Raw genomic sequence first — 23,129 nt, 5'->3', positions numbered from 1 at the left:
GCGTCCACTTAGGAACCGAAAGGGTATTGGTCAAAACTCGTACCGGCCCGGCGGACAATATCTTCCTTCAACACAGGGATAATCTGGGCCGGCGTCAGCACCAAGCACATTACAGGTAGAAGCTGGGAATTGCAAAGCTGTGCGCCGCCCCGCCTTCAAGTACACCGGCAAAAAGGACACCGATCACGCGGCCGGCTTCGTTGAACACCGGCGAACCGCTGGCCCCGGGCTGAGCAGCCACCGTAATCTCAAACACTTGGAAGGAACTGCCGTCAAGCTTTGCCTGGTGTATGCCGCTGACCACGCCCGCACCCACTGCACCCGCGGTCCCGGCGGCGGGACCGAAAGCCGCGTAGACCCGTCCGCCGAGTTCGACCGGGTCCGAATGGTCAATGAGTATTCTGGGGATGCCGTGGATGGCGTCCGTGCCGGAATTGACCAGCAGTCGGGCCAAGTCGACTTTGTCCTGTTGTCGGGTGTAGTCCACCCTGAGTTCAGCTCCGTACACCCGCCCGTCCGCGGTGGTGACCGTGATGTCCCGGGCGTTCCACACCACGTGGGCGCACGTAATGACCTGGAATTGCCTGTGGACTCCTCCGGACACCACAAAACCGGTCGCCTCGGTGTTCCCCGCCTTCACGGTGACCACCGCGCCGAGCCACCGGTCAACCGCCTCCCGGCCGGTTTCCCGGCCGCGGCCGATCCCCGCCAGCGTAACCGTTCGGGACTCCGCCTCCCAGGACAGCTCCTGACCGAAAAGGCCCGCTACAAACCGCAGGGGCACGAACATGCACCCCTGGTTGATTATGGCGGGGGCCTCCAATTCAAACGCAAACTCCTGAATGTCCCCGGCCCACAGCCGGTCCTCAACAAAAGCGGCGCGCCGTTCCGGGTAAAGGTACACCGTCTGCCGGCCCTTCTCCACCCGGGCGCACCAACCCGGTTCATTTCCGCTGAAACACCTTTCCCAATGCACCTCCGCCCCCAACGCCTCGCCCAGCGCGCGCAAGGGCACCAGCACCCGGCCGTCTACCATCCGCGCCGGAGGGTCGGGCCGCAGTGCCGTCTGCCCCACCATCACGGTCACCGCCGGCGGGGCCGCCGCCTCGGCCGGCGCGGCCGGGCACAGTACCGCCAGGACCGCCAGCGCCGACACCAAGACCAACGCTCGCCATCTGTTCAGTGTCAAATCCGCCCTGTACCTTCCAGGACTGACGCACGAAAAATACTCACCAACTCTTGTGCTCTGCAATTTCTTGACAAAAACTGCACGATGAGTTTTCCGGCTCCGATCCTCGCAAGCATTGATATACTTACGTTTTTGAAGGCGTGCGCCAGTCCTTTGTAGCTCCCGCGGTGCCGCACAGGGGAATAAGCCCTGCCGCCGGACCGTCCGCCCCGATCTAAGCAGGCTTCATCAGGGCGTACACGGCCACCGGTTCGGCGATGCCGCGCACCGCCACCCGCCCGATTTCAGCAAACTGCCCGCGCAGACCCTCATCCCGCAGTTGTTCGTAGACCCGCACGCTGACAATCATCGGCGTGCCAAGTTCCTTGGTCAAGTTCTCCAATCGCGCCGCAAGGTTGACGTCTCCGCCGATCACCGTGTAGTCCATCCGTTCCGGGCTGCCCACGTTGCCGACGATCACTTCGCCCGCGCTGATGCCGATCCCGATCTTGAACCGCTCCTCCCCGCGGGCCTCCCAGACAGCGTTCAGCTTCTCGAGTTCCTCCATCATTTCGTGCGCCGCTTTCACCGCCCGGTCGGCGTGGTCCTCGTAGGGCACAGGCGCGCCAAACACGGCCATGATCCCGTCCCCGAGGTATTTGTCCAGGGTGCCGCCCTGCCGGAAGATGGCCGCCGTCATCCGGGTCAGGTACTCATTGAGCTTCGCGACGACCTCCTCCGCCGGGTGCGTGTCGCTGTAAGTGGTGAAACCCCGGATGTCGGAAAAAAGAATACTCACCGCGCGCCGCTTGCCGCCCAGTTCCATCAACTCCTGGTTTTGCAAGATCTCCTCCATGACCGCCGGGGAAACGTAGCGCCCGAAAACGGCCCGGGTGCGGCGTTTCTCCAACTCGGCCCGCAGGAAGTTCTCGGTGGTCACCCCGGTGAACATCAGCACCATCAGGATCGCGGGGCCGGCCAGGTTCAGCCAGTAATGCGCCTGAAGCCAGATATGGTAGACCGTGGCGGTGCTTCCGGCGACCAGCAGCAAAAGACAGGCCGTCCCGGCCACCGCGTTCAGGCGGCGGGTGGTGAACGCGACGGCCAGCCCCAGGATGACCAGCACGGAGAGGTTCACCGCCGGCCCGGCCCGGTGAAAGTACGACTCCGTCAGGTACGTCTCAATTGCTCCGGCGTGCAATTCCACCCCTGGTGCGGGCAGCGCGCCCCGTTGCACGATGTTGCTCCTGGTAAACGGCGTGTTGTAGATGTCCTGGGCCAGCGGGGTGGTGGGTCCGACCAACACGATTTTGCCGTCGAAGAACGCGGCCGGCACCCGGCCGTCCAGCACCCCGACGTAACTGATTGTCTCGAAAGTGCCCCCGGGGCCCCAGAAGTTGGTCAATACGTTCACGTGGCGGTCGATGGGGACGGCGATGTCCTCTCCCACCAGCACCCGCCGGTTGACGTTGTCCAGGCGCACATCGGCGGGGTTGAGTCCCCGGGCGGCCATCAGCGTGGCCAGGTGAAACCCGGGCAGGTACATACCGTCACCCAGCGGGTTGACCACCAACACCCGGCGCACCACGTTGTCAAAATCGGTGGGCATATTGATGAATCCGATCCCCGCCGCGCCCTCGATCAGTTCGGGGATCGGAAAGCGCAGGTCCTGGTAGTACTCGCCGTCCTCATCCCGGCGCACCCCCAAGCTGGCGCAGACCAGCACCACCCGCCCGTGTTCGGCGATGGCCCCGCCGAAGGCGGCGTCGACCTCCGCGCCGGTGGGGTAGTCGGACAGAAAGTCGAAGGACACGACCGCGGCGTGGCGCAGATTGGCCAGAAGACCGGCGTGCAGATCCCGAGGAATCGGGTAGCCCAACTCATAGATGGATTCGTCGTCGATGCCGACGATCACCACCTGACCGCTGGGCTCCTGCACCCCCCGCAGGTTGAACCAGCCGTCGTAAATCATGTGCTCAAACCGCTCCCAGGCCCCCGCCAGCGTGAGCGTCACGGCAAGCAGCAAAATCACCAGGGGAACGGCGAGGAACTTCAACCTGGACGCCACCGCATCACGCTCCCACCCGCACCCGGCAACTCGATGTTGAAGTTGAGTTAACCAACACAGCCCTATTCTCCTGCCCGGCCTGCACCCTTTTTGCCATGAATCCTGAAGAGGCACAAAAGAACTCCCCCGGCATCCCGGAGGAGTCCCTTACACCAGCCGCGTTAACAGGTAATGAATCACGATCTGGGTGCCCGGCGCCGTTCCTCAGCCGGTCCGGGATGAAGACGAAATCTTGCTAAGGGGATCAAAAATGCTCGTGGTAGCCGTTGCCTGGCGGTGTCGCGCCCCATCCGGCATCCCCTCCGGCGTCCCCTCTGGCATCCCCTCCGGCATCAGGCGGCGGAGAGGGTCTGCCGGCTTCCACCGTCGTCGCCGCCGTCTTGAGCACGTCGCGGATTTCATCCAGCAAGGTCTTTTCTTCGATTTCATCGATTTCATCCAGCAAGGTCTTTTCTTCGATTTCATCGATTTCATCCAGCAAGATCTTTTCTTCCGGAGACGGCGGCACGCCAGGCGCGGCGGCCCGGTTCTCTTCGGCCACCGTGGCCTGGCGCTCCAGAAACTCCCGGACTTCTAGTTCAATAAAAGCCGCCAACTGTTGCATGGTCATTTCTTCGGGCATTTCCACCACGCCGAGGGAGGCGATCGCCGTAGCGAAGTTCGGCGGGATGTCGACGACGAGGGCGCCGGACATCGCCACCACGTCGCCGGTCAGGTTGGTGATCTCCCCGCGGCCGTCGGGCAGGACGGCGAAGGCCACCGTGCTCCCGCGGACACCGGCCACGCCGAACGGCATGTTCACCTGAACCCGCACGCGTTTCTGCGTCGGCTCTTTCCACCAGGGTACGCCTGCAGGCCGGGTGGGCGTTTGGGAGAGCAGGACCGGCTGGACGGGTCTCTGGTCGCCGGTCTGGATGGTGACCGGGTTAGCCGGCGGAGCAACCCGGTAGCCGTAGCTTTCGGACAGGTAGCTGAAGATCTTCCCGCTCTCGAGGTCCACTTCCAGCCGGTCCACGGCCACGCCCGGCAAGCCGCTGCGCTGTACGTAGGTTAGACCCCGCGCCCCGCTAATCCCGAGGCGGACGCCATCCTGCAAAAGCAAGCCGCTGCCGTCGTCGAACAGGATTTCCGCTCGGCTGCCGGTTCCGGTCCGAATCCAGTCACCCTTGCCGACCGCCTCTTCCCTGTCAATCACCCGGTAATCAGTCTCTCCGGCCCTCTTCAGTTCGACGGTGCCTTTCTTGGGCACCAGCCGCCCGGTAAGGGGCACCTCGCGGGTGTCCGGGCTCAGGGTGACGCCCAGGGCCAGGGCGCGGGCCATCTCCAGGCGGGTAACGGGTTCGTTGGGCGCAAAGCGGTCGGTGTCAAGCCGGGTGACCAGGCCGGCGTCAAGCCCGGCAGCGATGGCATTGGCCCCCCAATGGCCGGGCGGAAGGTCGGCCGGCACGGGCAGGGGCGTTTCCGGCACGCCGACACCGGCCAGCCGCATCACCAGGGCGGCGGCTTGGGCCCGGGTCAGGGCTTCGTTGGGCCGGAAAGTGCCGTCGGGAAAGCCCCTCAGGTAGCCGGCCCGTTCGGCGGCGCCGATGACCTGAAAGGCCCAGTGGCCCGGCGCAACGTCACGGAAGGTAGTGGTGGCGATATCCCCGGCTTCCAGCCCGGCCGCCCGGACCATCAGCGCAGTGGCCTGGGCGCGGGTCAGGGGTTCCGCCGGCCGGAAAGCGCCGTCCGGGAAGCCGGCGACGATCTGCTTGCTTACCAGGTAGTTAACGAATGGCAGGTTGGGCTCGGCGGGATCCACGTCGGCAAAGGGTGAGACTTGTTGGGCCGGTACCGCAGCGTAAGCCGTAGCAAATGAAAACAGCAGCGCCATTAGTAGAACAAACAAAAATCCCAACAATCTTTTCAAGGAATGCACGACGATCACTCCTCCCGAAAGTCCGGACCTTATTAGCTTAGATTATATATAAACAAAATTGGTTGGTTAGGATATTATGCTAAGTGGTTGATTTAGTCCTAATGCTAAAGATTCCTGCAAGTTCTTCAAGTTTTTTTTGGGAAAGGTTTTCCGGCGCCCCACACAGCAGGACATGCTTGTTTTTCTATGGAAAAATATATAGACGCTTAGACGCTTCCCCGAAAAATACAAAGTCTCGTTGTCGGGCAATTTTCATCGTATGTGGTACCGCACGCGGTATGGTTGTTCAAGAGTAAAATAGGGAGAACATAGTGATGAACTTGTTTGGATGGCTACTGGTCGGGCACCTGGTGGGAGACTTTCTCCTGCAAACCCGCTGGATGGCCGAGAAAAAAGCCCGGGAGTGGCCCCCGCTGCTGGCCCACTGTTTCGTCTACACGGCCGTGGTCGCACTGTTGGCGCTCCCCGCGGGCGGGCTCTCTCCGGTCGCCGTCGGCCTGGTGTTTTTCAGCCACATCCTGCTGGATCGACGCAACCTGACGGATCTATGGGCAAAAAGCATTACCGGAACACCGGACAGCCAGTGGCTGAAAACCATGATCGATCAGTCCTGGCATATCGTCATCCTGGCCGTGGCGACCTTGCTTTAGCAGTCCGGTTTGGTTTTCGGCATCAACCCGGCCTGTTGTCCGCAGCGGCGGTCGCCGGGCCGCACTATTCCAGCCCATACTCCTTCTTGATCGCCCGGACAAACGCTTGCGCCACCTCCGGGTCAAACTGGGCGCCGGCACAGCGGTCGATCTCCTCCAGGGCCTTTGAAAAGCTCGCGCCCTTGCGGTAGGGGCGGTCGGTGGTAATGGCGTCGAAAGCGTCCGCGGCGGCGATGAGCCGGGCGAACAAAGGGATTTCCCCGCCCTTCAGTCCCCGGGGGTAACCGCCTCCGTCATGCCGCTCCTGGTGGCACAGCGCCCCCTCGTACATCTTCCCGGCCAGGTGCGCGGGCTTTACGCCGGCCAGGATGCGGGCCCCGATTTCGGTGTGGCTCTTCATAATCTGCCACTTCTCCTGGTCCAGGGGCCCCTCCTGCAGAAGTACGGCGTCCCGGATACCGATCTTCCCGACGTCGTGCAGGAGCGCCACCCGCTCCAGCATCTCCAGATCCGCCGCATTCAGTCCCATCTCCCGGGCGGCCAGCACTGAGTACCGGCTGACCCGCTCCGAATGGCCGCGGGTATACTGATCGCGGGCGTCCAAAGCGGACGCCAGAACTCTGATCAGACTGTTCAGCAACTGGTTCTGCCAAGTGTACAGGCGGCTGTTCTCGAGAGCAATGGCGGCCTGCCCGGCAAAGGCCATGGCAATCTCCTGGTCGTACGGACTAAACTGCCGTTGGCCCCGCTTGTTGACCAGTTGCAGACAACCGATCACTTCCCGGCGCGCGCGCAGGGGGATGCACAGCAGGGACACGGTGGCAAATCCGGTGGCCTGGTCGAACCTCTTGGCCCAGGCCGGATCCCGGCGCACGTCCTCCACCAGCCGCGGCTTGTTATCGGCCACCACCTGCCCGGCCATTCCCTCCCCGGGCTCCAGGCGGAGCCCCTTGAGGGCGTCGGCCTTGGGCCCCCGCGCCACCACCGGCACCAGAAAACCATCATCCTCCACCAGCCAGAGGGTGCCGGCCTCCGCCTCCACCACTTCAATGGCTTTCTCCAGCACCAGGTCCAGCAGCCTGTCCAGTTCCAGTTGGGAATTAAGCAAAAGGCTCGTTTCCAGGATTACCCGCCAGTGTTGTTCCGGGATTTGAACTCGCCTGTCCATTAACGCCCCAGCCTCTCCATTTGTTGCCTGCCGCCAGAACCCGGTGTTTGTTCTTGATTCTTCGCCGTTTTCGCCTTGTTTCCAGAGACGCCGCGGGCGCCGCAACCGGTTACTCTTCCATCATCTTCCGGAGGCTTTCCGGGTCGGCCGCCCGGTTGAGCGCCTCCTGCCGGCTGATCAAGTTGTTCTGATAGAGTGTGCGCAGGCTCATATCCAGCGTTTGCATGCCGTACTTCGCTCCGGTCTGAATCTGGTTGCTAATCTGGTGGGTCTTGCCCTCGCGGATCAGGTTGCGTATCGCGGGCGTGCCCACCATTATTTCCACCGCCGCCACCCGTCCCGGTTTATCGCTGCGGGGGATGAGCTGCTGCGCCACTACGCCCTGGATCGCACCGGCCAGTTGCACCCGGATCTGCCGCTGCTGATGCGGGGGGAAGACGTCGATGATCCGGTCTACGGTCTGGGCGGCGCCGGCGGTGTGCAGGGTGGCCAAAACCAGATGGCCGGTCTCGGCCGCCGTCAGGGCGATCCCAACCGTCTCCGGGTCGCGCATCTCGCCCACCAGGATGACGTCGGGGTCCTCGCGCAAGGCGGCGTGCAGAGCGTCGGCGAAGGAGCCGGTATCCAGCCCGATCTCCCTCTGGTTCACCCGGCATTGCTTGTGCCCGTGGATGAACTCGATCGGGTCTTCCAGGGTGATGATGTGCTCGTGCCGCTCACCATTGACCAGGTCGATCATCGAAGCCAGGGTCGTTGACTTGCCGCTCCCGGCCGGACCGGTCACCAGGACCAGCCCCCGGGGCCGGCGGGACAGATCGGCCAGAATCTCCGGCAGGCCGAGTTCGGTGAACGAAAGGATCCGGGAGTTGATCAGGCGGATGGCCAACGCCACGCTGCCCTTTTGCTTGTAGGCGTTCACCCGGAAGCGCCCCATGCCCTCGATGGTGTACGCAAAGTCCAAATCCCCGGCTCGGAGAAAATCATCGTACCGCTCCGGAGCGATGAGTTGCCGGGCCAGCCGGTCGGTATCGGCCGGAGTCAGGGCCCGCACGTACGAAGGGTCGATCTCCGGCCGCCCCTGCCATTCCGGAGCATCAAGCGGCAGGAGCGCGCCGTGCAGGCGGAAGGCCGGCGGGCTGTCCACCGTCAGGTGCACGTCCGAGGCCCCGAGCTTGCAGGCCTGCCTCAGGATTTCGTCGATCCGCATTCAGCGCCCTGCTTTCATTTCATTAATAAGGCGGCATTTACTTTTTCCGCCGTTTCCTTTCCGGCGGCCCTAACGCCACAAACCAAAATACCAGTTGATTATCTCCCTTCCCCACAGCACGGCCAGGATGCCTCCCAACGCCAGGTACGGCCCGAACGGTACCGGGTCCTTCCGGCCCTTCCGGCCGGTGGCCAGGAGCAACACCGCCGCCGCGCCCCCGGCCAAAAAGGCCAGAAACAGCGCCGCGGCCACGCTGGCGGGACCCAGGTAGAGCCCCATCAGCGCCGCGAGTTTGACGTCGCCGCCGCCCATGCCCCCCCGGGACACCACCGCGATGGCCAACATCAAAAGGCCCGCTCCGAAAAGAGCGGCCACGCCCCACAGCAGAGAGGTCCAGGACTGGAGCGCCACCAGCGGCAACCCCAAAACCAGACCGGCCAGAATCAGCCGGTTCGGAATGATCCGGTGGCGGAGGTCGATCACCGCGGCCACGATCAGCACCGAGATGAGCGCCCAGGCGGCCGGCGTCGCCCAACCGGCGCCGAACCGCAGCCAGGCCAGGACAAACAACAAACCGGCGGCGAACTCCACCAACGGGTACTGCCACGAAAAAGGCGCCCCGCACCGGCGGCAACGCCCCCGCAAGTACAGGAAGCTGAACACCGGCACCAGATCGATGAAGCCCAGTTTCGCCCCGCAGGAGACACACCGCGACGGCGGAAACACCACCGATTCCCCGGCCGGGAGGCGGTGGATGCAGACGTTCAAAAAGCTGCCCACAATGGTTCCCAGGACGAAGATCAGAAGGCTCTCCAGAATCACCCGCACCCCCACTTTTCGGTTTAAACCCAAGAGCGCCGAAACACAAAAGCAACATGTTCAGTATAGATATTCCAGAAATCATGTGCAATATTGTCGACCATACGGCAAGACATTTAGTTGCACCCCAAAATCCGGGAGGGAAATTCAAATATTGTGTCGAATGCCCTTTATATTCAAACGAGTGGGGCGGCGTACCAAGGTTTATACTCTCTTTAGTTTCGGCGTTCCACGGCCGATACAGGTAGGGAGAAGAAAGGGTTTGGCGTGGCCGAGAACAAACTTGAAGTCAACGTGGAACAGACCGGCAGCAGCAAGACCGGGTTTTTCAGACGCCGCCTGCGGGCGGTTGCGGCGGCGGGCAGCGCTTTTGTGAAACGGACCGCCGACAGGACCGGGTTCTTTAATCGCCGCCTGCGGATCGTCGCGGCGGCGGGTGTCGTGCTGGTGGTCATCGCCGCGGGCACGGTAGCGTACGCCATCCGGAAGCCCGATGCCGCCAACGTCCCCAACCCCCAGGCCCCACCCGCAACCGGCACGGACAAAGCCGGGCAGGCATACGAAGTATTGCCAGAGACCAAGAGGCCGCTGGACCCGCCACCGGAAGAGACTTCCGAGCGCAAACCGATCAAAGATCCGTTTGCGGCCCCCCTGGAACTGGTCGGCGTCATCCTGGGCGGCCGCGGGGGCGACCTGGCCATCATCGAGGCCGGCGGAGCCGCCTACGTGGTGTCCGAAGGCGATCTGGTGCAAAGCGTCTGGACCGTTGCCGAGATCGGCCCCGGCACCGTCCTGCTCACCAGCGGCGAGCAGGAGTTGATGCTTTCGTTGGCCGGAAGGCGCTAAAGGAGGCGAGGGGCCGCTTGAGAGGCGCAGTACCTGCAAGCCCGAAAGACCGTTTCTTTAAATCGCCGGCCCGCTTTATTAAATCGCTGGCCCGCTTCCTGGTCCTCGTGCTGTTGCTGGCCGGCGGGCCGCACCCGGCGGCGGGAAGCGGGAACCCGGACCAGGCGGACCCACTAACGCGGGTACCCCGGGATAAAACGATGGCCATCACCGACACCGGCTCCGTCGCCAACCCGGGCGGCGCACCCACCATCACCCTGGACGTGCGGCGGGCGGACCTCCGGGACGTCTTATCCGCACTGGCCATCAAGATGGGCGTCAGTATGGTCCTGGTGGAGGAGGCCGCGGAGCCGGTCACTTTCTCGGCTAAAGACACAACCCCAAGCCAGGCCTTCGAGCTTATTCTTCAGACCCGGGGACTGTCGTACCTGCGCGAGGGGAACATCATCGTCATTGCCAAGCCGGACGCTTTACAGAAGGACTTCTTTAATCAGATGATCCTGACCCGGTTCAATTTGCTTTTTATCACCACGGATCACGTGAAGCCCCTGATCCAGGAGCTGGGCATTCCCCTCTCCAGCATCTCCGTAGGCACCAACCCGCAGGTGCTCTGGGCTCAGGGTACCCCGCAGGCCCTGCACAAGCTGCGGGAACTGTTGCAGGCGGTCGACCGGCTGGAAAATGTATCCTCTCTGCAATACCGGACCCTCACGGCCACGCAGGTGTCGCCCACCAGGCTGCAGGAACTCCTGAGTGAGGCCGGGGTGGACATTCCCCAGTCCGTGGCGCTGGGCAACCGGCTATTGGTCTTTGACCGCGCCCTGCACAACCGTTGGGGCCAGGTGGAAGCTCTGGCCGGAGCGCTCGACACTCTGGACGCCCGGGAACGGACAGTGTTCGTGTACCAGCTCAAGAACATCTCGGCTGCGGACGCGGTTTCTCGCTTGGCGGCGTTCGGCTTTGAAGGCGTGGCCACCCAAACCTTCAACTACCCGGAGATCAGCCAGGAAATCCTGGTGATCTGCCCCCCCCACTTGCAGAACCAAGTGCGCAGCGCGCTGGCCGGCATGGACGGCACGCGCCTTAAGGTGCGGGTACCGGTGGCTTCGACTACAGGCGTCCACGCCCACGAGGCGGCGAACGCCAGGCGACACCTGCTCAGCGAGCTCACCGGCGTGCCGATCGGGAGTTTTCACATCTCCCGCAACCTTTCGGGAGACCCGGCTAACCCCCACTATGTGCTGTGGGTGGAGGAATCGCCGGAGAAAATCCGGCAGATCGAGGAGTTGGTCGGCAAGTTCTAGATCCGGCGATCAAGACCACCTCCCGGTACTTGATGATCCGACAGTGGTAAAGAAGATCGTATCCGTTTTCCCGGCCCGCCCGGTATCGGTTCGCATTGGAAGGGGGACAGTCTCCCGGGGACTCGAAGAGAACTCGACCCTCAGGAATATCGTAGCGGACATCGGGGCCGGATCGTGTTACAGGCGGGGCGTTTTGGCGTAGGTTGGCGTGCGTGGCCCGGACGATGAACACGGGCTTGGGCTCGGAGTTGTTACAGGCGGGGCGTTTTGGCGTAGGCCAGCGTGCAGCCGGGCGCGGCGGCCACGCTGGTATTTAGAAGCAACACCTGGGATTTAATTTCATAGGACTGCTCTCCATCGGTCCCCGCAATTCTAAAAAGCAGCAGGCGGTCCCTCCCTTCGAACTCCAGCGCTGTAATTACGCCCTCGGTCTTAAAAACAGTCTCTCCCGTGCTGTCGATGCGCTTGATCCGGTACCGGCCTGAAGCAACCGGCTCCAAAATCAAATAGTTATATCCCGCCGCAAGGAGATCGCTCCTGGGAACGGTATCGTTACTGATGATAACCGCATGTGCGGGGCGCAATTCTCTCGTAATTACGCCGGCGGCCGTCCGCACGTCCCGCTGCAGGTTGGACCGCAACTCCCCGACGACAAAAGATCTGTAGCCGTAGTCAAAGAATAAATACCCCACTCCCAGCACCGTGCCTAAGAGCGCAAGCGCAACCACGAGTTCCACCAGGGTCAGCCCGCGTCGGTCGCGCAACAGATTAATGACCGCCACCCCTTTCACCCGCGTGCTCCGCCTATTCCGTCGACACAAAGGTGACCAGCGAAACCGTTCGTTCCCCGTCATCGTACCGTACCGTAATGCCTGTTCCGGGAACGGTTATGGTATTCGTGATTTCTCCGGGAAAAACCAAGGAGAAATCGGCGGGCTCGGTGGTGATATCGACGTGTTCCTGGCTGTATTCGTGGCCACTAAGTACAGTTTCCATTCCCTCTTGGGCCGTATACTGAGCCTTCGAACGGTGCCCGCCGGCGAAGATTCCGGAGAAACCGGCACCGAACAGCAGCGTAAAAGAAGCAATGATTATGGACAGGATCGAGAGAGCCACCAACACTTCAATAAGGGTGAAACCTCCCGTCCGCCACAACGGTGGCCGCCTACCATTGCCGTTCATTGCCAATACCCCCTTTGGTAGCCGGTTACCAAGGGCCCGTCTTCGGTTATCGGCAGTCCTGTTTCGTCTATTTCCCCGTAGGTGAGCCTTGCCTTGTTCTTTAACTCAATGCTTTTTGCCACTACGGCGCCGTTGATTGAAGCGGTGTTTTTCATTTCCATGTCCACGCCTGGAGCATAAATCGCTCCGTAGAAGCAAGTGGCGTTTTTTAACTCTACGTCCCGGCTCACAAACATGATCAACCGGCTGGGGTCGCCTGCTTCGTTAATGGCCGAGTTGTTCAGGCCCTCAAACTCATCGACGTAGAGCAAAAGCCTGCTATTTCCCCGCACGGTGAGCCGACCTTGATTCTTAATTTCCAGCTCGCCGACCCGAACGCGCAGGTCGCCGCCACCGGTTCCGGTATCGAAGATCAGCTCTCCGTTCCCCTCCACTTTAATCTCATTGTAATGGCCGGGAGCGTTGATCACCACAGTCCTGTTCCTCACTTCTACATCGCCTTTTCCTGGCAAGTCGTCCGGAAACGGCGGCAAAGCGGGGGTGCGGTCTATTCTGAAAATTTGTCCTGTGATAGAACCTTGGTTTTTAATAACCACCGTGCCCTCGGGCCTGATCTCCACATCACCGTCTACCCTGGCCTCATTTTCCAAAGTGATGCTCGTGGCGACAAATACCGCACTGCCGAAGATGGGTCGCGCCCCGGTTATCTCCTGCAGTGTCAGTCCGGCAGTAACCTGCACCTCGTTTACGGTGGCCACCGACCGGATGATAATCTCGGAGCGGGCGTCCGGGTTACGGTAGACATCGACCACCAGCGTCCCGCCGCCGAATTCCTTGGGGGGGGCCGAAGTACTCCCGATCAGCCGACCTCCGTCATTAACCGGATTTACCATCCAGGCGGCCGTCGCGTCGGCACCCGAGCGGGCAAGGTAGTAAGCCCTCATCTCGTTCTCGGCCCGCGCCACTTGCACGGCGTCGGCGGTGCTGTACTGCCACAAGGCGGTACCCAGCAGAGACAGGACCAGCAGCACCATCAACGCCACCGGGAGAGCCGCTCCTTTTTCACTGCGCAACACGAGCACTGGCAGTCCCCCTCAAAAACATTTTACCGGGCCGCCGCACCTATAATAAGGCCAAGATAACACCCTTCTTGGGGAATCCGGTTTCGGACTATTAACATTATACCAACCACAACCAATATCCGCACCGGGCGGGAAGCGGCGAAGCGGCACTTAACTTGTCCACTTATTTTCCGGGCCCGCGAACCGGGTTTGCGTGGCCGGGTTCAAATCATCCTGTGGCCCGGACTTGTCCAAGCCATCCGGCCTGCCTGCGTCCGCGGGCGGCTCGGTTTATTCATCCGCATGCGTTCGGATAGCCATGTCCCTAATATAATCGGGTAAAAAGCGGCGGGGCTTTACAAGGAGAGCCGACCTCGGAAGGGTTCAAACGGCAAGAGGGTTTACAGGGTAGAGCCGGGGGGCGCACATAATGTCGCCCCCCACCCAAACCGCGCCCGGCCTTGCTGCTTTTCGGTACCGGCCCCGTTTAATCCCCGTGAAATCCATCGTGACGGCTGGTCGTCGCTTAAGCGCCGATGTACGATGCGCATGGAGGAGGGTCTCTGTCCCTATTCTCGGAGAAACAAGTTGAGGCCCGGCGCCAGAGCAACTGTACCGGCGCAATACTGAAGCCTTCGACTTGAACGTCATGCTTCTACACGATGTCACCAGGCAACGCCCCGGGAACTCCAAGACTCTACAGGGTATGACCTTCTTTAGGGCCGTGACGCCGCTACCAAGTAATCGGTAAGAAGCCGTTGGCGTCGGTTAATGCAGCGTGTGTTCCAAATGTGTTTAAAGGAATGTTGACCGCCGCCCGGTAGGGATCAGCAGCCGTGCCTGCTCCGATCACTTTGTACTCCGTGACCCCGGCCGGTCCGGTGGGCCACGACCGAAGATGGCGGTCTGCTACTAGGCTGGTGGGCGTTGGCGCAACGCGGGGGTTCATGAGCAAATGCACCGTAATGGCGCCGTCAATGATTCTCAAGTTAGCCTCTACCGCGTTCCGATTCGCCCTGTCCGTCGCATTGTTATACACCGGCACCGCGATCGCCACCAAAACGCCGATGATCGCCACGACCACCATCAGCTCCACCAGCGTGAAGCCCCGCTGGTCCTTCTTCAGCGACTTGGCGAATTTGTAGAACATCAAACTTTCACCTCCTTTCCCGCCGGTTGGAGGGGCGGCCCGGGTCGGGGCCCACCCCCTAAGACAAATTATATCGGTAATTCACCTTTTTTGAATACCCCGGGGAGAAATATTTTCCACGGCTACACGACGACGCGCAGCACCTCCTCCAGCGCGGTGATGCCGTCTTGCACCTTGCGGAGGCCGTCCCGGCGGAAGGTGACCATGCCTTGCGCTATGGCGGCCTCCTTGATTTCCTGCGCCGAACGGCGTTCGAGGGTGAGGTGGCGGATGGTGTCGCTCATGCGCAACAGCTCGTACACGCCGGCGCGGCCGCGGTAGCCGGTGTGGCTGCAGCGCAGGCAACCCACCGGCCGGTGAAGGACGGCGCTCTTTGCTCCTTCCGGCAGGGGGAAATCCGGCACGCTGGCCAACAGTTCGTCACGCCCCAGTTCGTAGGTTTGCGCGCAATGCTTACAAAGCAACCGCACCAGGCGCTGGGCCGCCACGGCCACCAGGGAGGAGGCGGTCAGGAAAGGTTCGATGCCCATGTCGCCCAGGCGGGTGATCGTCCCGGCGGCGTCATTGGTGTGCAGGGTGGACAACACCAGGTGGCCGGTGAGGGCCGACTCCACGGCGATGCGCGCCGTTTCCCGGTCGCGGATCTCGCCCACCATGACGATGTCGGGGTCGTTGCGCAGAATGGACCGCAGCCCCGCGGCAAAAGTAAGCCCCGCCCGGAGATTGATCTGGATCTGGTTGACGCCCTCCAGCCGGTATTCGACCGGGTCTTCCACCGTGACGATATGCTTTTCCGGGCTGTTCAGGGCGGCGAGCGTCGCGTACAGCGTGGTGCTCTTGCCGCTTCCCGTGGGCCCGGTGACCAGGATGAAACCGTAGGGGCGACCGATCGCCTCCCGGTATTCGGCCAGGACGGGCGGCGGGAAACCCAGTTGCGAAAGCGTTATCGGACCGGCGGTCCGCTGGAGCAGGCGCAGGGTCAGTTTCTCTCCGTGCACGGCCGGCAACGAGGCCACCCGAACGTCAACCGTTTTTCCTTCCGTTTTGAGGGTGATCCGGCCGTCCTGGGGAAGGCGGCGCTCGGCGATGTCCATGTTGGCCATGACCTTGATGCGGGAGACCAGCGACGGGTGCAGACGGCGGGGCGGGTGCATGACGTCGTGCAGCACTCCGTCGATGCGAAACCGGATCCGGAGGGTCTTCTCCTGGGCTTCGATGTGCACGTCGCTGGCGCCGGCCCGCACCGCCTGCGTGAAAATCAGGTTGGCCAATTGCACCGCCGGCTTTTCACTCGCTTCGTCCGGGGCCACAGCGACTTCTTCCACCGAGTCCTCTTGGGCGGCGGCGGCCGCCTCCACGCCGACCCCGGCCCGGTCGTAGTTCTGAAGCGCCGCTTCCAGCTCGTTGTCGGCCACGACGACCGGTTGAATTTCGTGCCCGGTCAGGAGGCGCAGATCATCGATGGCGATAATATCGGTGGGCCGCCTCATCGCCACCAGCAGGCGACCCTTGTCGAACCCAAGGGGGAGCGCGCCGTAACGGCGGGCGGTTTCGGCCGAGATCAGGCTCATGGCGGCACCGTCGATGACGTGCGCTTCCAGGGGAAGAAAAGGCACACCGGCCTGCCTGGCAACCATGCGGGCGATGTCCTCCTCGGTGCAATACCCAAGCTCCACCAGCGCCTCTCCCAAGAGCCCCTTGCCGCCCGGCTTCAAATTCTGGTGCCGCAAGGCCTCCTCCAGCTGGGCCGGAGTGATTACCCCGGCTTCCACCAAGTAATTTCCAAGGTTCTGCTTACCCAACTTAAGCATTTAAACACCTCCACCCTGCCCTGTGAATCGCCGGGGTACCCACGTTAGTGGGTCCCACCGACTATGTGGAGCACCCACGTTAGTGGGTCCGCCGGGGCACCCACGTTAGGCGTGGGTCGGCGGCGCTTGACGCCGACCGCCTAACGGCGATGAAAGGCACTGGCCTGAATTTCGACCCTGATCCGGGCCGCAGCCGCTTCCCCTGTCCGGACGCTGATTCCGTCCACCCGGACCGCGCGCTCGCCGGACCCGAGTTCATCCAAGAAGGATAAAAGCCCATGGTAGCTCCCCTCGAACGTAATCGTCAGCGGCATCTCGGTGTATTCCTCACCCGGCTTCCGGGACCCGAAACGAACCTGTAGGCCGTGCGCCCCGGAGCGGTACGCCGCGTTTTGAAGATGGCCCAAAAGCGCGCCCTCGCCCGGAGGCACCGGAACGGCCCGCTGGCCGGCCGCCAAGCGCGCTTCCCAGAGCGGGAGTTCGGCCAGGAGTTCCTGCTTAGTACGGAGTTCGGCCCGGAGGCGGGCGATGGCCGCCTGTTCGGCGGCAAGCGCCGCCCGTGCCTCGCGGATGGCACTCACTTGGAGGTAGACCAGTGAAACCATGACCGCACACGCTACCGCACCCAAAACGATGGCGAGCGCCGTGCGGCTAGACGGCACCGGCACGACCGATCACTCCCTCCGGCGGCCGGTAGGGCGCACCGGGCTGCAACATCGCCTTAATTTCAAAATAAATGATCTTATCTTCCGCCTCCCCCTCCGCACCGACGAACTGGCAGAATACGCCGGCCAAACCGGGCACCTGCCGGACGCCGTCCAACCACTCGGCCACCAGGGCGTGGCTTTTGGCCGCACCCCGCATGGTCAGCTCGGAGCCCGCACCCAAATTCACCCCCGACTCTTCGGTCTCCGGCCCGGGCGCGGGGGGCGCGGGGGGCGCGGGAGGGAGCTCAACGGGCAAGGGGCTGCCGGGCGAGGCTTGCGCCATTTCATCCCCTGGTTCGTATACCAAGGTTAGGTCGGTAAGCCAAACCCCCTCGGGGAGGTGCAAGCCGAAACCGCTCAGGATGGCGGCCCAGTCCGGAGGGGTGCCCATAGCCTTTTTTAATAGCTTATCGGTCTGCTCGACCTGTTGCTGGAGGCTGATATATTGTTGGTAGGCGGGCAGGGAGTGCTCCAGCGCCTCCCGCTCGGACAAGAGGAGGCGGAGTTGGACTTGCGCCTGCCAAGTGACGGCGAACAACACCAGGTAAACCACCAGGAATAACGCCGACACGACGGTACCGCCCAGAAATAGCGCCCTCGACTTCCGGCGCGCTTCCTGCCGGGCCCTGATCTCGGGAGGGAGCAGGCTGATGTTTTTCAAGCGCTTTTATCCCTCCAATCCACGCCGCGCTAGGCCGATGCCGACCGCGAAATCCACCGCCGGCTCGATCTTTACACCCGGCCCGCGGGGCTTGAGGCCCTTGAGCGGATCCAGGATCATCACCCCAACACCAAGGTTTTCCTCCAACATCCGGAGCAAACCCGGCACCCGGGCGCCCCGCCCGCTGAGAATGACCGTCTCCACCGCTTTCGCCCCGGGTTGCGCCTGGTAGTAACCTACCAGGGAGCGGATTTCGGCTTCCAGGCTCCCGACCCAACTCCGGAGCACCTCCGCCGGCCGGTGATCGGTGAACATGGGTACCCCGTGGCCGGTGGTTCCGCACAGCTCGCTGAGGCCGACCGAAACGATACGGGCCAGCCTGGGCACACCCCCGGCCACAATCAGCACGGTGCTTAAATAGTCGGCCAGATGCAACAGCATTACCGCTGATGCCTTTTCCCCGCGCGACGGGAGCAGCCGCAAGAGGGCCAGGGAAGCCACGTCGATGTCCCGAGGCGTCAGGCGGGCCGCGGCCAGCGCGGCGAGATAACCGTCCACCATTTCCCGCCGTGCGGCCACCAGCAATACCTCCAGGAACGACGGCCCCGTCCCCGGTTTCTCGCCGATTACGGCGAAGTCCCACACCACGGTGTCCAGGGCGACCGGCAGATACTCGGGCGCCTGGTAACGGATCACATTCGGCAGTTTATCCCGCGGCACCTTGGGAAGGGTGGCGAACCGCACCAGGACATCCTGATTGACCACGCCCAGGACCACCTCCCGGGCGCCTATACCGGCGCTCACCCACAAGTCGGCCAGCGCCCGGCCGACCGTTTCCGGCTGGGCAACGGCGCCGTCGACCACCGCGCCCGCAGGCAGGGCGACCCGGCCCCAGGCCGCCAGGGTGGGGGCGTTAGCCCGGCCCCGCAGTTCAACCGCCCGGGCCTCGCCCGCGTCCAATTCCAAACCCACCGCCCGGTCCGATACTCCAAGAAGGCCCATGCCGGTCAATCACAACCCTTCCTTAGGCCCGGCTCCCGCCCGCGCGAGCGGGATTTCCCGCGCGCTTAATTCCCCCCCGCGCCAAGAACGGCGATAAAAATGGGCAGGTACAGGGAGATCACCATGACGGCCACGATGATGCCGACGAAGATGAGCATCAGCGGCTCCAGCATGGCGGTCAATCCTTTCGTCATGGTCGCCACCTCCGCCTCGAAAAACTCCGCGACACGGCTCAGCAAGGCGGGCAGGGCGCCTGTTTCTTCACCCACGACCACCATGTCGATGACCATGGGCGGAAAAATCCCGCTCTCCTCCAGTGGGCCCGCCAGGCTCTTGCCCTCCTCGATCTTCAAACCGGCGGCGGCCACGGCCTCGGCCACCTGAGTGCTCCCGGCGGCCGGGCCGGCGGTCTCCAACGCCTGGAGCACCGGGATGCCTCCCGCCAGCAGGGTAGAAAAAGTGCGGGCGAACCGGGCCACCACCGCCCGGTGGAAAAGCGGACCGAATACCGGGATCCGGAACCGCACCCGTTCCCAGGCGCGGCCGCCCGCCGGGCTGCGCACGAAAAAGCGCAAGCCCAAGCCCAACCCCCCCGCCACGAAAAGCCACACGTACCATTGGTGACGCAGGGAATCCGACAGGGCCACGATCACCCTGGTGGGCGCCGGCAGGGTAACACCCGCCGGAAAGAAACCGACGAACACGGGGACGATGAAAAACAACATCGCCAGCATAACCAGGACGGCAAAGCTCATGACGGTGATCGGATAAAAGGTGGCGGAGCGTAAGTTGTCACGCAGGTTTTTGTCCCGCTCCAACTGGTCCGAAAGACGTGTAAGCACCTCGTTCAGAGAGCCGCCGATCTCACCCGCCCGGATCATGCTCACATAGAGATCGCCGAAGATCTTGGGGTAGGCGCTTAAGGCTTCAGAGAAGCTTACGCCCCCTTCCACGTTCCTGGCCACATCGTTCACCGCCGCCTGCAAGGCGGTGTTTCTAGTCTGCCGGCCCACCGAAAACAGGCTCCGGGTCAGAGGAATGCCGGCGTCCAGCATGGCCGCCAGTTGTCTGCTCAAAAGCGTTACTTCCCCCAGGCCGACCTTCGCGGAGCGTGGTTTGACGAGACTTTGGACGAGCGACGGGCGCTTCTCCTTGATCTCCACCACCACGTAGCCCAGTCGGCGCAATTGTTCGGCGGCCAGCGCCTCGTGTTCGGCCTCCACCTGCCCGCTGGTCATGCCTCCCGAGCCGTCGATTGCCTGGTATGCGTACTGTCCCACTTCCGACCGTCACATCCCGTTATCATCTTATCCGCCGGTTAATCAATTAAAGAAAAGAGCTACTCCCACCGCCCCCGGGGCGGCTGCTTCGCTCCCGGGGGAGCGCCGAAGGAACCAAAACTGCTTTTCTGAATCAGCCGCTCCACCTCGGCCCGGTCGACGCAGCGCTCCAAGGCCAGCTCGCGGGTGATTTTCCCGGCGGCATACAGTTCGGCCAGCGCTTGGTCCATGGTCTGCATGCCGACCTGCCGGCCGGTCTGGATCACGGTGTACAACTGGTGTTCCTTGCCTTCCCGGATCAGCGCGCGCACCGCCGAGGACGCCAGCATCACTTCGGCGGCGGCTACCCGGCCGCCGCCGTCCGCCGTGGGTACCAACTGCTGGGCGATCACCCCCTGCAGGGAGTCGGCCAACTGTTGGCGTATCTGCTCGCGCTGGTGTTCCTGGAACACGTCCACGATGCGGTGCACCGCCAGGATCGCCGTCTGGGTGTGCAGGGTGGAGAAAACCAGGTGGCCCGTTTCGGCCGCCGTCAGCGCAATGGCGATGCTCTCCAGGTCACGCATCTCCCCGATGAGGATGACGTCCGGGTCGGCCCGGAGCACGTGCCGCAAGGCGTTGGCGAAGGAAAGGGTGTCGGCGCCCACCTCCCGCTGCCGGATAATCGACCGGTTGTGCCGGTGCAGGAACTCGATCGGGTCCTCAACGGTGACGATGTTCACCTGCCGCTCCTTGTTGATCAGGTCGATCATGGCAGCCAGCGTGGTGGATTTGCCGCTCCCGGTCGGCCCGGTGACCAGGACCAGGCCCCGGGGCAGATAGCAGAGGTTTTTTACGGCCGGAGGCAGGTTCAATTGCTCAAGGGTAGGCGCCTTGTAGGGCACCACCCGCAGCACCGCGGAATAGCTCCCCCGCTGGCGCATGATGTTCCCGCGGAACCGGCTCACCCCGGCCACGGAATAGGAAAAGTCCAACTCCCATTTCTCCTCGAGTATGGCGCGGTAGAACGAATCCAGCCGGGACAGGACCACTTGCTCTATGTCGGACGGCTTCAGCGGGGGATAATCCAGGGGGACCAGCTCGCCGTGAATCCGGACCACCGGCGGTGAACCGACCGTCAGGTGTAAATCCGAACCCTGCCGCTCAACGGTGATTTTCAGGAGGGTGTCAAAATCAACAAGGTATTCCTTTTCCTCCTGACTGTCCATTGTCCTTCATACACTCCCGCTCGGCAGGTTTTCATGGGTCGCTCGGCCGGGTTCAACCAGAGGGTTTCTGGGCTGTCTTTTTTTCTACAGCATTCATGATAAATCTTCATTATATTACCACGCATTACGGCATATGGCAAGGCGTTCCCGGCGCCTACCATACCAAGCGCATCACAATCGGTTAAGATGTGTCCCGACTAATGCCTCCACCTTCAAGATTTTCCGGCTTCCCGTCGTGCCGGTTCACAAAAACGACTCGGGTTGCCCCGACGGGGGGAGACGCTCCAGCACCGTGGCCAGTTCGGCGGGCAGGGGCGCCTCGAACACCAGGGCCTCCCCGGTGCGCGGGTGGCGGAACCCGAGGGTGCCGGCGTGCAGGAACTGCCCCGCCAGGCCGAGTTCCGGGCGGGCGCGCCCATATTTTAAGTCCCCGACCAGCGGGTGCCCCAAGTGCGCCATGTGTACGCGGATCTGGTGGGTGCGCCCGGTGTCCAGGGTCAGTTCGAGGAGGGCGAACTTTTTGAAGTGCTTGAGCACCCGGTAGTGGGTGCGGGCGGCCCGGCCGTGGCGGGGGTTGACCGCCATCCGTTGGCGGTCTTGGGGGTGGCGCCCGATCGGGGCGTCCACCGTGCCCGCATCAAGCCTGGGCCGGCCGTGGACCAGGGCGGTGTACCGGCGGAGCACCGTGCGGTGCTTCAACTGGTCGGCCAGGGCCAGGTGGGCGTGGTCGTTCTTGGCCACCATCAGCAGCCCGGACGTGTCCCGGTCCAGGCGGTGCACGATTCCCGGGCGGAGCAGGCCGTTGATGCCGGAGAGGTCCCGGCAGTGGTGCAAGAGCGCGTTCACCAGCGTCCCGGAGTAATGACCCACAGCGGGGTGGACCACCAGACCCCGCCGCTTGTTCACCACCAGCACGTCCGAATCCTCAAAGCACACGTCCAGGGGAATGTCTTCCGGCGCGATGGCGGGCACTTCCGGGTCCGGCACCTCAAGTTCCACGCGGTCGCCCGCCCGAACCCGGTGACCGGCCCGCACCGGGCGGCCGTTCACGGTGACCATCCGGGCCGCGATGAGCTTTTGAATGCGGGCGCGGCTGAGTTCCGGGTTCTGTCCGGCCAGAAACACGTCCAGGCGGGCCTGCTCGTCCTCCGTCTCCACCGTGTAGCGGTTAAGGGTGGCCATTTCGCTCCCCCCGGGCGTTCCGTTCCCCCCGCAGCACCTGCACCCCCAACAACACCGCCCCGGCCGTGATCGCTATGTCGGCCGGGTTGAACACCGGCCAAAAGCCGAAGTCGATGAAGTCCAGCACCCGGCCGTACCGCAGGCGGTCGGCCAGGTTGCCCAGGGCCCCGCCGAACAGCAGGGCGACCGGCAAAGCGTACCCGGCCCGGATGATTTGCGGCAGGCAAGCCAGGACGGCCGTCACCGCCAAAAGGGTGACCGCGAGCACCAACAGCGGTTGGCCGCCGAAGATCCCGAACGCGCCCCCGGGGTTGTAGACGTGAGTCAGCCGCAGCCAGGCACCGACCAACTCCACGTCCCGCCCCGGCTCGATCGTCCTTTGCACCAGCGCCTTGGCGCCCTGATCCAGCGCGAACACCACCGCCGCCACGGCCCAGAATGTGCGCACCGCCATCCCCCTTGTAAATTAAGGTTGACCCTGCCCTGAAAATCCCCTCTCCCTCTGGGAGAGGGTCAGGGTGAGGGGTATTTTCAGGGGTTTGCCCGCCACCCCGACCCATGCTATAATGTTGCATGTTTACGGTCTTTGCACCGTACTGCGGGAGTGGATGGGTCCTGGTGGGCCTCCTGGTCTTCAAAACCAGTCGCGGGGTGAGAAACCCCGGGTGGGTTCGATTCCCACGCACTCCCGCCAAAGAAGCATCAAGACCCGTCGGTTCTAACGCCGGCGGGTTTAT

Annotated in this window: 21 protein-coding genes and 1 tRNA gene; 4 read left to right on the top strand and 18 right to left on the bottom strand. The window is 63.1% G+C overall.

Annotated features, from left to right (window positions below; genetic code table 11):
• Positions 1-109: 109 nt before the first annotated feature.
• The 3 genes from AB1402_01020 to AB1402_01010 form a co-directional block, all read right to left on the bottom strand.
• On the bottom strand, positions 110-1,156 hold the full coding sequence (locus AB1402_01020) for a stalk domain-containing protein (GenBank protein ID MEW6540181.1): 1,047 nt from the start codon (positions 1,154-1,156) through the stop codon (positions 110-112).
• Between the two features lie 247 nt (positions 1,157-1,403).
• Complete coding sequence (locus AB1402_01015) at positions 1,404-3,236, bottom strand: adenylate/guanylate cyclase domain-containing protein (GenBank protein MEW6540180.1); 1,833 nt, start codon at positions 3,234-3,236, stop codon at positions 1,404-1,406.
• Between the two features lie 244 nt (positions 3,237-3,480).
• Positions 3,481-5,163, bottom strand: coding sequence for an S-layer homology domain-containing protein (locus AB1402_01010; protein ID MEW6540179.1), 1,683 nt, complete (start codon positions 5,161-5,163; stop codon positions 3,481-3,483).
• Positions 5,164-5,468: 305 nt separating this feature from the next.
• On the opposite strand from AB1402_01010, the gene AB1402_01005 reads away from it, so the two are divergent.
• The gene (locus tag AB1402_01005; protein ID MEW6540178.1) at positions 5,469-5,804 is read left to right on the top strand and encodes a DUF3307 domain-containing protein; all 336 of its coding nucleotides are present in this window, start codon (positions 5,469-5,471) and stop codon (positions 5,802-5,804) included.
• Between the two features lie 64 nt (positions 5,805-5,868).
• On the opposite strand, the gene AB1402_01000 is transcribed toward AB1402_01005, so the two are convergent.
• From AB1402_01000 to AB1402_00990, 3 genes are all read right to left on the bottom strand, one after another.
• Positions 5,869-6,972, bottom strand: a complete 1,104-nt coding sequence (locus AB1402_01000; GenBank protein ID MEW6540177.1) for an HD domain-containing phosphohydrolase — start codon at positions 6,970-6,972, stop codon at positions 5,869-5,871.
• A 109-nt stretch (positions 6,973-7,081) separates the two neighbouring features.
• Positions 7,082-8,179 carry a type IV pilus twitching motility protein PilT gene (locus AB1402_00995; GenBank protein MEW6540176.1) on the bottom strand — a complete coding sequence of 366 codons (1,098 nt, stop codon included), beginning with the start codon at positions 8,177-8,179 and terminating at the stop codon, positions 7,082-7,084.
• A gap of 69 nt (positions 8,180-8,248) precedes the next feature.
• Positions 8,249-9,001, bottom strand: a complete 753-nt coding sequence (locus AB1402_00990) for a prepilin peptidase (protein ID MEW6540175.1) — start codon at positions 8,999-9,001, stop codon at positions 8,249-8,251.
• 264 nt (positions 9,002-9,265) lie between these two features.
• Between AB1402_00990 and AB1402_00985 the strand changes: the two genes are divergently transcribed.
• Complete coding sequence (locus AB1402_00985; GenBank protein MEW6540174.1) at positions 9,266-9,844, top strand: hypothetical protein; 579 nt, start codon at positions 9,266-9,268, stop codon at positions 9,842-9,844.
• A 17-nt stretch (positions 9,845-9,861) separates the two neighbouring features.
• Positions 9,862-11,148 carry an energy transducer TonB gene (locus AB1402_00980; protein MEW6540173.1) on the top strand — a complete coding sequence of 429 codons (1,287 nt, stop codon included), beginning with the start codon at positions 9,862-9,864 and terminating at the stop codon, positions 11,146-11,148.
• A 251-nt stretch (positions 11,149-11,399) separates the two neighbouring features.
• On the opposite strand, the gene AB1402_00975 is transcribed toward AB1402_00980, so the two are convergent.
• The 12 genes from AB1402_00975 to lspA all read right to left on the bottom strand — a co-directional run bounded on the left by AB1402_00975 (position 11,400) and on the right by lspA (position 22,840).
• Positions 11,400-11,939: a prepilin-type N-terminal cleavage/methylation domain-containing protein gene (locus AB1402_00975; protein ID MEW6540172.1), complete on the bottom strand. Its 540-nt coding sequence runs from the start codon at positions 11,937-11,939 to the stop codon at positions 11,400-11,402.
• A gap of 13 nt (positions 11,940-11,952) precedes the next feature.
• Positions 11,953-12,330, bottom strand: coding sequence for a prepilin-type N-terminal cleavage/methylation domain-containing protein (locus AB1402_00970; protein ID MEW6540171.1), 378 nt, complete (start codon positions 12,328-12,330; stop codon positions 11,953-11,955).
• Positions 12,327-13,412, bottom strand: a complete 1,086-nt coding sequence (locus AB1402_00965) for a collagen-binding domain-containing protein (protein MEW6540170.1) — start codon at positions 13,410-13,412, stop codon at positions 12,327-12,329. The genes AB1402_00970 and AB1402_00965 overlap by 4 nt, the downstream gene beginning before the upstream one ends.
• A 712-nt stretch (positions 13,413-14,124) precedes the next feature.
• Complete coding sequence (locus tag AB1402_00960) at positions 14,125-14,541, bottom strand: prepilin-type N-terminal cleavage/methylation domain-containing protein (GenBank protein ID MEW6540169.1); 417 nt, start codon at positions 14,539-14,541, stop codon at positions 14,125-14,127.
• 122 nt (positions 14,542-14,663) lie between these two features.
• The gene (locus AB1402_00955) at positions 14,664-16,352 is read right to left on the bottom strand and encodes an ATPase, T2SS/T4P/T4SS family (protein ID MEW6540168.1); all 1,689 of its coding nucleotides are present in this window, start codon (positions 16,350-16,352) and stop codon (positions 14,664-14,666) included.
• Positions 16,353-16,492: 140 nt separating this feature from the next.
• Positions 16,493-17,020 carry a type 4a pilus biogenesis protein PilO gene (pilO, locus tag AB1402_00950; GenBank protein MEW6540167.1) on the bottom strand — a complete coding sequence of 176 codons (528 nt, stop codon included), beginning with the start codon at positions 17,018-17,020 and terminating at the stop codon, positions 16,493-16,495.
• Positions 17,004-17,720: a hypothetical protein gene (locus tag AB1402_00945; protein ID MEW6540166.1), complete on the bottom strand. Its 717-nt coding sequence runs from the start codon at positions 17,718-17,720 to the stop codon at positions 17,004-17,006. Before AB1402_00945 ends, pilO begins: the two co-directional genes overlap by 17 nt.
• 6 nt (positions 17,721-17,726) lie before the next feature.
• Positions 17,727-18,722, bottom strand: coding sequence for a type IV pilus assembly protein PilM (gene pilM / locus AB1402_00940; protein MEW6540165.1), 996 nt, complete (start codon positions 18,720-18,722; stop codon positions 17,727-17,729).
• Positions 18,723-18,787: 65 nt separating this feature from the next.
• Complete coding sequence (locus tag AB1402_00935) at positions 18,788-19,960, bottom strand: type II secretion system F family protein (GenBank protein MEW6540164.1); 1,173 nt, start codon at positions 19,958-19,960, stop codon at positions 18,788-18,790.
• Between the two features lie 101 nt (positions 19,961-20,061).
• On the bottom strand, positions 20,062-21,210 hold the full coding sequence (locus AB1402_00930; GenBank protein MEW6540163.1) for a type IV pilus twitching motility protein PilT: 1,149 nt from the start codon (positions 21,208-21,210) through the stop codon (positions 20,062-20,064).
• A 243-nt stretch (positions 21,211-21,453) separates the two neighbouring features.
• Positions 21,454-22,392 carry an RluA family pseudouridine synthase gene (locus AB1402_00925; protein MEW6540162.1) on the bottom strand — a complete coding sequence of 313 codons (939 nt, stop codon included), beginning with the start codon at positions 22,390-22,392 and terminating at the stop codon, positions 21,454-21,456.
• Complete coding sequence (lspA, locus tag AB1402_00920; GenBank protein MEW6540161.1) at positions 22,379-22,840, bottom strand: signal peptidase II; 462 nt, start codon at positions 22,838-22,840, stop codon at positions 22,379-22,381. The genes AB1402_00925 and lspA overlap by 14 nt, the downstream gene beginning before the upstream one ends.
• Positions 22,841-22,992: 152 nt before the next feature.
• Between lspA and AB1402_00915 the strand changes: the two genes are divergently transcribed.
• A tRNA-Sec gene (locus AB1402_00915) sits at positions 22,993-23,086 on the top strand.
• Positions 23,087-23,129 lie beyond the last annotated feature (43 nt).

Source organism: Bacillota bacterium, assembly GCA_040757205.1.
In the GTDB taxonomy this organism is placed as follows: domain Bacteria; phylum Bacillota; class Desulfotomaculia; order Desulfotomaculales; family Desulforudaceae; genus Desulforudis.
Note: the sequence above shows the minus strand (reverse complement) of the source record. Positions and strands in the feature narration are given on the sequence as shown.

Coding starts and splice junctions, on each gene's coding strand:
- AB1402_01000 (MEW6540177.1), bottom strand. CDS start 6,972: ATGGACAGGCGAGTTCAAATCCCGGAACAACACTGGCGGGTAATCCTG.
- pilM (MEW6540165.1), bottom strand. CDS start 18,722: ATGGGCCTTCTTGGAGTATCGGACCGGGCGGTGGGTTTGGAATTGGAC.
- AB1402_00960 (MEW6540169.1), bottom strand. CDS start 14,541: ATGTTCTACAAATTCGCCAAGTCGCTGAAGAAGGACCAGCGGGGCTTC.
- AB1402_00955 (MEW6540168.1), bottom strand. CDS start 16,352: ATGCTTAAGTTGGGTAAGCAGAACCTTGGAAATTACTTGGTGGAAGCC.
- AB1402_00935 (MEW6540164.1), bottom strand. CDS start 19,960: ATGACCAGCGGGCAGGTGGAGGCCGAACACGAGGCGCTGGCCGCCGAA.
- AB1402_00970 (MEW6540171.1), bottom strand. CDS start 12,330: ATGAACGGCAATGGTAGGCGGCCACCGTTGTGGCGGACGGGAGGTTTC.
- AB1402_00995 (MEW6540176.1), bottom strand. CDS start 8,179: ATGCGGATCGACGAAATCCTGAGGCAGGCCTGCAAGCTCGGGGCCTCG.
- AB1402_00930 (MEW6540163.1), bottom strand. CDS start 21,210: ATGGACAGTCAGGAGGAAAAGGAATACCTTGTTGATTTTGACACCCTC.
- AB1402_01005 (MEW6540178.1), top strand. CDS start 5,469: ATGAACTTGTTTGGATGGCTACTGGTCGGGCACCTGGTGGGAGACTTT.
- AB1402_00925 (MEW6540162.1), bottom strand. CDS start 22,392: ATGGCCACCCTTAACCGCTACACGGTGGAGACGGAGGACGAGCAGGCC.